We start from the raw sequence: 8,102 nt of genomic DNA, 5'->3' as shown, positions 1-8,102 counted from the left end.
CGGTCGTCCCGCGTCCAGGGGGCGCGCGGCGAGCGGGCGGGGGCGCCGCGCATCAGCGGGCCGCCCGGGCCGATGAAGTCGTCCTGGCGGACGTCGGGAGCCGTCGCGGCGTAGAGCGTGGGCAGAGCGCCGTGCTCGGCGGTCTGCGCCACCAGGCGGGTGGCCGTGGCGACGACGCGCTCCGTGCGCCGCCGGCCCTCCATCCGCACCGCGGCCGTCTGGAGGCCGGTGGCCGCGAAGCCCGGGTGCGCCGCCGCGGCGACCAGCGGGGAGCCGTCGGCTGCGAGGCGGCGGGCGAGTTCGTGGGTGAAGAGGAGGTTGGCGCTCTTGGAGCGGGCGTAGGCGGTCCACCGGCGGTAGCCCCGGTCCATCTGCGGATCGGCGGGGTCGACCGTGCCCAGGTAGTGCATAAAGCTGGAGACGGTCACCACCCGGGCCCCGTACCCGGCGTCCCGCATCCGCGGCAGCAGCAGGCCGGCCAGCGCGAAGTGCCCCAGGTGGTTGGTGCCGAACTGCATCTCGAAGCCGTCGACCGTGCGCCGCCGGGGCAGGGCCATCACCCCGGCGTTGGCGACCAGCAGGTCCAGCCGCTCCTCGGGCAGCTCCGCGGCGAAGGACCGTACCGACGCCAGGTCGGCGAGGTCGAGCCGGGCGAGGCGGACGTCCGCGCCGGGCACCTGCTGCCGCAGCAGCTCCTCGGCGGCCCGGCCGCGCGTCTCGTCCCGGCAGGCGAGCACGACCCGCGCGCCGCGCCGGGCCAGCTCCCGCGAGGTGACGAAGCCGATGCCGCTGTTGGCGCCGGTCACCACGGCCGTCCGGCCCTTCTGGTCGGGCATGTCGGCCGGCGTCCAGCCGTTCGTCATGTGCTCCTCCGCCCTGCCTCACCAGGCACATCGAGGGTGACCGCCACCTGCCACACCCAGCCTAGGGGACGGCACCGACAACGGCCCGCCCGATACGTGAACGGTCATCGGGCGGCCGGCGAACCGGAGTTGGCGCGTCCTCCGCCCGTACGATCCCGTGGTGACCCACGACATATCCCTGACCACCCTGCTCCTGCTCTGCCTCGCCGCGGTCGCGGCCGGCTGGATCGACGCCGTCGTGGGCGGCGGCGGCCTCCTCCAACTCCCCGCCCTGCTGGTCGGCCTGCCGCACGCCCCGCCCGCGCACGTGCTCGGCACCAACAAGGCCGTGGCGATCTGGGGCACGGCCGCCGCCGCGGTCTCCTACGCCCGCCGCGCCCCCCTCGACCTGCGCACGGCCTTCCGCACCGGGTTCGCCGCGCTCGCCGGCTCGCTGGCCGGGGCGGTCTTCGCGGCCGGCATCGACAGCGCGGTCCTCCGGCCGCTGATCATGGTGATCCTGGTCGTGGTCCTCGCCTTCGTCCTGCTCCGTCCGGGCTTCGGCGCCGCCGCCGCGGCCGCCGGCCCGGTGAGCCGGCGCCGGGTGTGGACGGCGATCCTCGTCGCCGGTCTGGGCATCGGCTTCTACGACGGCCTGATCGGCCCCGGGACCGGCACCTTCCTCGTCCTCGCGCTGGCCGGGATCCTCCACATGGACCTGGTGACCGCCTCCGGCACCGCCAAGATCGTCAACGTCTGCACCAACGTCGGCGCCCTGGTCACCTTCTCGCTCCAGGGCGCGGTGCTGTGGTGGGCGGCCCTGCCGATGGCCGTCTGCAACCTGGCGGGCGGGACGCTGGGCGCCCGGATGGCGCTGAAGCGGGGGAGCGGCTTCGTGCGCGGGGTGCTGGTCGTCGTGGTGCTGGGCCTGCTCTGCAAGCTCGGCTACGACCAGTGGGCCGCGTAGGGCGGACGCCGTTCGTGTGATCGGGGCGGACGGGACGGGACGTTCCGCCCCGCGTGTGGTGGATGGTTGACGATCATTCGTACGCTGGTCATACACCGGATCGTCGGTCGTCCGACGGTACGGAAAACCGTCCGGCGCGCCGTCCGCGCCGGACGGTGCGGTTAGCCTGTCGACGACCTTCCGAACGTGGTGGGGGTGCCTGTGCGTTTTCCCCGGTGGAGCCGGGCCCGGTGGGGCCGGGCCACGCTGGCGGGACTCTATGTCGTCGTCCTGGCGGCGGCCGTCCCGCAGGCCGGCGGCCACGGGAAGGACCGCAGCTGGACCAGCGAGCAGGCGCGCCGGTTCTGGGGCCCCGAGCCCACGGCGACCGCCGGGCGCGCGGTGACCGACGACGCGGCGGACGCCGACGGCAGGAGCGAGGCGCAGCGCGTCACCAGCAGCGCGCGGCACTTCGGCGGGGTGCCCTCGGTGGGCGTCCTCTTCTACACCGGCGAGGACATGAAGAGCCATCACTGCACGGCCAGCGTCGTCCACAGCCCCAAGGGGAACCTGCTCGCCACGGCCGGGCACTGCTCGATCGGCGAGGACGCCGCGTTCGTGCCGGACTACCAGGCCGGCGCCAAGGAGCAGCCGTACGGGGTGTGGGCGGTGGACCGCACCTTCGTCGACCCCAGACGCACCGACACCGGCGAGGGCTCCGACCTCGACTTCGCCTTCGCCACCGTCCGGCCCGACGCGAAGGGCCGTCAGATCGAGCAGGTCACCGGCGCCAACCGGCTGGCCCGCACCCCCGGCTACGTCAACCGGGTGACCGTCATCGGCTACCCCAGCGCGGACGACGACCCCGCCGACGAGGCCATCCGCTGCACCGCCCTGACGAGCAAGCTGGAGAGCCACAACCAGCTGAAGATGCGCTGTGACGGCTTCTTCTCCGGCACCTCGGGCAGCCCCTGGCTCGTCCACTTCAACGAGCGGACCCGGACCGGCGACCTGGTCGGCGTCCTGGGCGGGCTCAACGGCGGCGGTCCGGACGGCGACCGCTCGTCGCAGGTGTCGTACAGCCCCGTGAACGACGACGAGATCTTCCGGCTGTACGTGGACGCCATAAACAACCGCGAGCCCAAGCGGCAGGCGCGGCCCTCGCCCGGCTGACGGGCGCTCAGCCGCTCACCGGGGCGGCCTCAGCGCTCCGCCGCCCGCAGCGCCCGCTCCACCCCCGGCTCGTGCGGGCCCAGGAACCTGGGCCCCGGCCGTACGGCCGCGTCCATCGCGGCCTTGCCCGCCGCCAGGATCTCCCGCGCGCCGGCCGCGTACCAGGTGCGGTCGCGCCGGGCCTCCACGGCCACTCCGTACGCGTCGATCCCGGCCGCGTCGCACAGTGCCACCGCCCGCCGGATGTGGAAGTCCTGGGTGACCAGCACCGCCTTGCGCACCCCGAAGACGCGGCGGGCGCGGGTGCAGGAGTCCCAGGTGTCGAAGCCGGCGTAGTCGGCGACGACGCGGTCGTCGGGGACGCCGCGCTCGCGGAGGTAGGCGCGCATGGCGTCCGGCTCGTTGTACTTCCGGCGGCCGTTGTCGCCGGTGACCAGCACGACGCGGACCTTGCCCGCGCGGTACAGGTCGACGGCGGTGTCGAGCCGGTGGGCCAGGTAGGGGGAGGGCTTGCCCTGCCACAGTCCGGCGCCGAAGACGATGGCCACGGGCGCCGGCGGGACGTCGTCGGCCTGCCACAGCCGGGACTCGGCGGCGGCGTGCACCCAGGTGACGGGCAGCACGGCCAGCACGCAGGCCGCCATCACCGCCTGGACGGTCCGGCGCCGGCCCTTGCGGGTGGCGGGCAGCCAGCGGAACGGCCGCTTTTTCATACTCATGTTCGCCTCCCCCTTTCCGCACGGAAAGAACGCGATCCGGAGCGGCACGGTTCCCGGCGGACCGGGCGGGTCGCGTGGTCCGGGGGTCGGGGGCCGCTCGGGTCAGTGAGGCCGGACGGGCCGGTCGGGCCGGCGGGGACAGGCCGAGGGACCCCATGCCCTTGTCCGACCCGGGGACTACCGTCGGGGGTATGAACGGCTCAGCAGCAACCGCGCGCGGCGAAGCGCCCGCCCTCGACGGCTACGACGCCCCGGACCTGGAGCGCTGGGCCCCCGAGCCCGACAAGCGGCCGGGCCGCACCGCCTTCCAGCGCGACCGCGCCCGCGTCCTGCACTCCGCCGCGCTGCGCCGGCTCGCCGGGAAGACACAGGTCGTCACCCCCGGTGCCAGCGGCCAGGTGTGGGACGCCAGCCCGCGCACCCGGCTCACGCACTCCCTGGAGTGCGCCCAGGTCGGCCGGGAGCTCGGCGCCGCCCTCGGCTGCGACCCCGACCTGGTCGAGACCGCCTGCCTCGCGCACGACCTCGGCCACCCGCCGTTCGGCCACAACGGCGAACGGGCGCTCGACGAAGTCGCCGGGCTCTGCGGCGGATTCGAGGGCAACGCCCAGTCCCTGCGGCTGCTGACCCGGCTGGAGCCCAAGCGCTTCACCCTCGACCCCGAGACCGGCGAGCCGGCGAGCGTCGGCCTCAACCTCACCCGCGCCGCGCTCGATGCCGCCACCAAGTACCCCTGGCCGCGCGCCGGCCACCCCACCGACCCGGCCTCCGCCAAGTTCGGCGTCTACCCCGACGACCTGCCGGTCTTCCACTGGCTGCGGCAGGGCGCGCCCCCGCACCGCAGGAGCTTCGAGGCCCAGGTCATGGACTGGGCCGACGACGTCGCCTACTCCGTCCACGACGTCGAGGACGGCCTGCACGCCGGCCACCTCGACCCCAACGTCCTCGCGGCCGAACCCGAACGCCGCGAGATCTTCGCCGTCGCCGCCCGCCGCTACGCCCCCGGTGCCGACCCCGAGGAGCTGGCCGAGGCCCTCGACCGGCTGCTCGACCAGGAGTGGTGGCCGCACGGCTACGACGGCTCGGCCGTCGCCCAGGCCCGCCTCAAGGACGCCACCAGCCAGCTCATCGGCCGCTTCTGCCTGGCCGCCGAGACCGCCACCCGGGAGGCGTGGGGCCCGGGCCGGCTCACCCGGCACCGCGCCGGGCTCGTCGTCCCGCACGGCACCCGGCTGGAGTGCGCCGTCCTCAAGGCCGTCGCCGACCGGTACGTCATCCAGCGCGAGGACCAGGAGAAGCTCCGCGCCGACCAGCGCGTCGTGATCGCCGAGCTGGCCGAGGCACTGATCGCCCGCGCGCCCGACGGCCTCGACCCGCAGTTCCGCTCCCTGTACGGCGCCGCGGCGGACGACGCGGGCCGGCTGCGCGCCGTCGTCGACCAGATCGCCGCCCTCACCGACGCCTCCGCGCGCACCCTGCACGCCCGGCTCACCGGAGGCCGCCCGCCGTCCGCCGGCTGACGCGGGGGCGGAAGCGGAGGGCCCGGGCCGCGGACGGTCCCCGGCGCGGCCCTCTTCCGGCGGCCCGCCACGTGCGGGACGCTCGCACTGGCCGTTCCGGCGATCGCACCGGGGACTCGAAGCACATCGTTGCGAGGAGGCAGCAAGTGGTGGACGCGAACCAGACGTTCGTCATCGTCGGAGGGGGGCTCGCCGGCGCGAAGGCGGCCGAGACCCTCCGAGCGGAGGGATTCACCGGGCGGGTGATCCTCGTCTGCGACGAACGCGACCACCCCTACGAGCGCCCGCCGCTCTCCAAGGGGTACCTGATGGGGAAGGACGAGCGGGACAGCGTCTTCGTCCACGAGCCCTCCTGGTACGCCCGCGCCGACGTCGAGCTCCACCTCGGCCAGCCCGCCGTCCACCTCGACCGCGCCGCCCGCACGGTCCGCCTGGGCGACGGCACGTGCGTCCACTACGACCGGCTGCTGCTCGCCACCGGCGCCGAACCGCGCCGCCTGGAGATCCCCGGCACCGGCCTGGCCGGCGTCCACCACCTGCGCAGGCTCGCCCACGCCGAGCGGCTGCGCGGCGTCCTCGCCGCCCTCGGCCGGGACAACGGCCACCTGGTCATCGCCGGCGCCGGCTGGATCGGCCTGGAGGTGGCCGCCGCCGCCCGCGGCTACGGCGCCGAGGTGACCGTCGTCGAGCCCGAGCCCACCCCGCTGCACCGGGTCCTCGGCCCCGAGCTCGGGCAGGTCTTCACCGACCTGCACGCCGAGCACGGCGTCCGCTTCCACTTCGGCGCCCGCCTCACCGAGATCACCGGCCAGGACGGCATGGTCCTCGCGGTCCACACCGACGACGGCGAGGAGCACCCCGCGCACAGCGTCCTCGCCGCCATCGGCGCGGCCCCGCGCACCGCGCTCGCCGAGGCCGCCGGGCTCGCCCTCGTCGACCGGGAGGACGGCGGCGGCATCGCCGTCGACACCGCCCTGCGCACCTCCGACCCCGACGTCTTCGCCGCCGGCGACGTCGCCGCGGTCGAGCGGCCGGACGCCGCCGGCCGGCTCCGCGTCGAGCACTGGGCCAACGCCCTGCACAGCGGCCCGGCGGCGGCCCGCGCCATGCTGGGCAGGCCGGTCGTCTACGACCGGGTCCCCTACTTCTTCTCCGACCAGTACGACATCGGCATGGAGTACTCCGGCTACGCGCCGCCCGGCTCCTACGACCAGGTGGTCTGCCGCGGCGATGTCGGCAAGCGCGAGTTCATCGCCTTCTGGCTGCGGGAGGGCCGGGTGCTGGCGGGGATGAACGTCAACGTGTGGGACGTCACGGAGTCCGTCCAACGCCTCATCCGGTCCGGCGCCCGCCCGGACCCCGAGGCGCTGGCCGACCCCGGTGTCCCGCTGGACTCGCTGGTACCGGCGCCCTAGGGGCGTCGGAAGGGTTCCCCGGGGATGCCGTAGGGGCCGCCCCGGAGATCGCCCGGGTTCCGCGGACCGCGGGCCGGGGGCGTCACCGGCCGCCAGTAGACTTCACGCGTGGCAGGCAGGATCAACGATGACGATGTGAAGGCGGTCCGGGACGCCGTCCCGATCGACGCCGTCGTGTCCGAATACCTCCAGCTGCGCAACGCCGGCGGCGGCAACCTGAAGGGCCTCTGCCCGTTCCACGACGAGAAGTCCCCGTCCTTCCACGTCAGCCCGTCCAAGGGGCTGTACCACTGCTTCGGCTGCCAGGAGGGCGGGGACACGGTCGACTTCGTGATGAAGATCGACCACCTGTCGTTCACCGAGACCATCGAGCGGCTCGCCGCCCAGGCCGGCATCACCCTGCGCTACGAGGAGGGCGGCTACACGCCCGGCCGTCAGCAGGGCGAGCGCACCCGGCTGGTCGAGGCGCACAAGGTCGCGGCGCGGTTCTACGCCGAGCAGCTCGACGGCGCCGAGGCCGAGATCGGCCGGGCCTTCCTGGCCGGCCGCGGCTTCGACCAGGCCGCCGCCCGGCACTTCGGCGTCGGCTACAGCCCGGCCGGCTGGGACCACCTCACCCGGTACCTGCGCGGCCGCGGCTTCACCGACAAGGAGCTGATCCTCTCCGGCCTCTCCCAGGACGGCCGGCGCGGCCCCATCGACCGCTTCCGCGGCCGGCTGATGTGGCCCATCCGCGACATCACCGGCGACGTCGTCGGCTTCGGCGCCCGCAAGCTCCGCGACGACGACAACGGCCCCAAGTACCTCAACACCCCCGAGACGCCCATCTACCGCAAGTCCCACGTCCTCTACGGCATCGACCTCGCCAAGAAGGACATCGCCAAGGGCAACCGCGCGGTCGTCGTCGAGGGCTACACCGACGTGATGGCCTGCCATCTCGCCGGCGTCACCACCGCCATCGCCACCTGCGGCACCGCCTTCGGCGGCGAGCACGTCAAGATCCTCCGCCGGCTGCTGATGGACAACTCCCGGGCCAAGGTGATCTTCACCTTCGACGGCGACGCGGCCGGGCAGCGGGCCGCCCTGCGCGCCTTCGAGGACGACCAGAAGTTCGCCGCGCACACCAACATCGCCGTCACCCCCGGCGGCATGGACCCCTGCGAACTCCGGCTCGACAAGGGCGACGACGCGGTCCGGCAGCTGGTCGAGGAGAGCACGCCGCTCTTCGAGTTCGCCCTCCGCTCCGTCGTCGCCCGGCACGACGTCGACACCCCCGAGGGCCAGGCGGCGGCCCTGGAGGAAGCCGCCCCGATCGTCGCCCACATCAAGGACAGCTCGATCCGCCACCAGTACGCCGTGCGGCTGGCCGGGCTGCTGGGCATTCTCGACACCCAGTTCGTCGTCATGCGCGTCGGCCAGCTCGCCCGCTGGGCGCGCGAGCGCGAGGGCCGCGACGGCGGCCGGGGCCGGCAGGCCCCCCGCCCCGC

General features: G+C 74.7%; 7 protein-coding genes. 5 read left to right on the top strand and 2 right to left on the bottom strand.

Annotation, left to right across the window (positions count from 1 at the left end; translation table 11 throughout):
- Positions 1–863: oxidoreductase (locus ACSNOK_RS27390; RefSeq protein ID WP_436783463.1), on the bottom strand; the 863-nt coding region annotated here is incomplete at its 3' end.
- A gap of 160 nt (positions 864–1,023) precedes the next feature.
- Between ACSNOK_RS27390 and ACSNOK_RS27385 the strand changes: the two genes are divergently transcribed.
- Positions 1,024–1,809: a sulfite exporter TauE/SafE family protein gene (locus tag ACSNOK_RS27385; protein WP_436783462.1), complete on the top strand. Its 786-nt coding sequence runs from the start codon at positions 1,024–1,026 to the stop codon at positions 1,807–1,809.
- Positions 1,810–2,010: 201 nt separating this feature from the next.
- Positions 2,011–2,961 (top strand): trypsin-like serine peptidase, encoded by a 951-nt coding sequence (locus tag ACSNOK_RS27380; RefSeq protein WP_436783461.1) that lies wholly within the window; start codon positions 2,011–2,013, stop codon positions 2,959–2,961.
- Positions 2,962–2,990: 29 nt separating this feature from the next.
- Here ACSNOK_RS27380 and ACSNOK_RS27375 read toward each other — a convergent pair whose 3' ends face one another.
- Positions 2,991–3,674, bottom strand: a complete 684-nt coding sequence (locus ACSNOK_RS27375; protein WP_436783464.1) for a SanA/YdcF family protein — start codon at positions 3,672–3,674, stop codon at positions 2,991–2,993.
- Positions 3,675–3,871: 197 nt separating this feature from the next.
- Here ACSNOK_RS27375 and ACSNOK_RS27370 point away from each other — a divergent pair, with 197 nt between their 5' ends.
- The 3 genes from ACSNOK_RS27370 to dnaG form a co-directional block, all read left to right on the top strand.
- Positions 3,872–5,200 (top strand): deoxyguanosinetriphosphate triphosphohydrolase, encoded by a 1,329-nt coding sequence (locus tag ACSNOK_RS27370; RefSeq protein WP_436783460.1) that lies wholly within the window; start codon positions 3,872–3,874, stop codon positions 5,198–5,200.
- A gap of 146 nt (positions 5,201–5,346) precedes the next feature.
- Positions 5,347–6,615 carry an NAD(P)/FAD-dependent oxidoreductase gene (locus ACSNOK_RS27365; RefSeq protein ID WP_436783459.1) on the top strand — a complete coding sequence of 423 codons (1,269 nt, stop codon included), beginning with the start codon at positions 5,347–5,349 and terminating at the stop codon, positions 6,613–6,615.
- 108 nt (positions 6,616–6,723) lie between these two features.
- On the top strand, positions 6,724–8,102 hold a 1,379-nt coding region (gene dnaG / locus ACSNOK_RS27360), incomplete at its 3' end, for a DNA primase (RefSeq protein WP_436783458.1).

Source organism: Streptomyces sp. URMC 126, assembly GCF_051386555.1.
GTDB lineage: Bacteria > Actinomycetota > Actinomycetes > Streptomycetales > Streptomycetaceae > Streptomyces.
The sequence above is the reverse complement of the archived record's forward strand: the minus strand, read 5'-3'. Positions and strand labels throughout refer to the sequence as shown.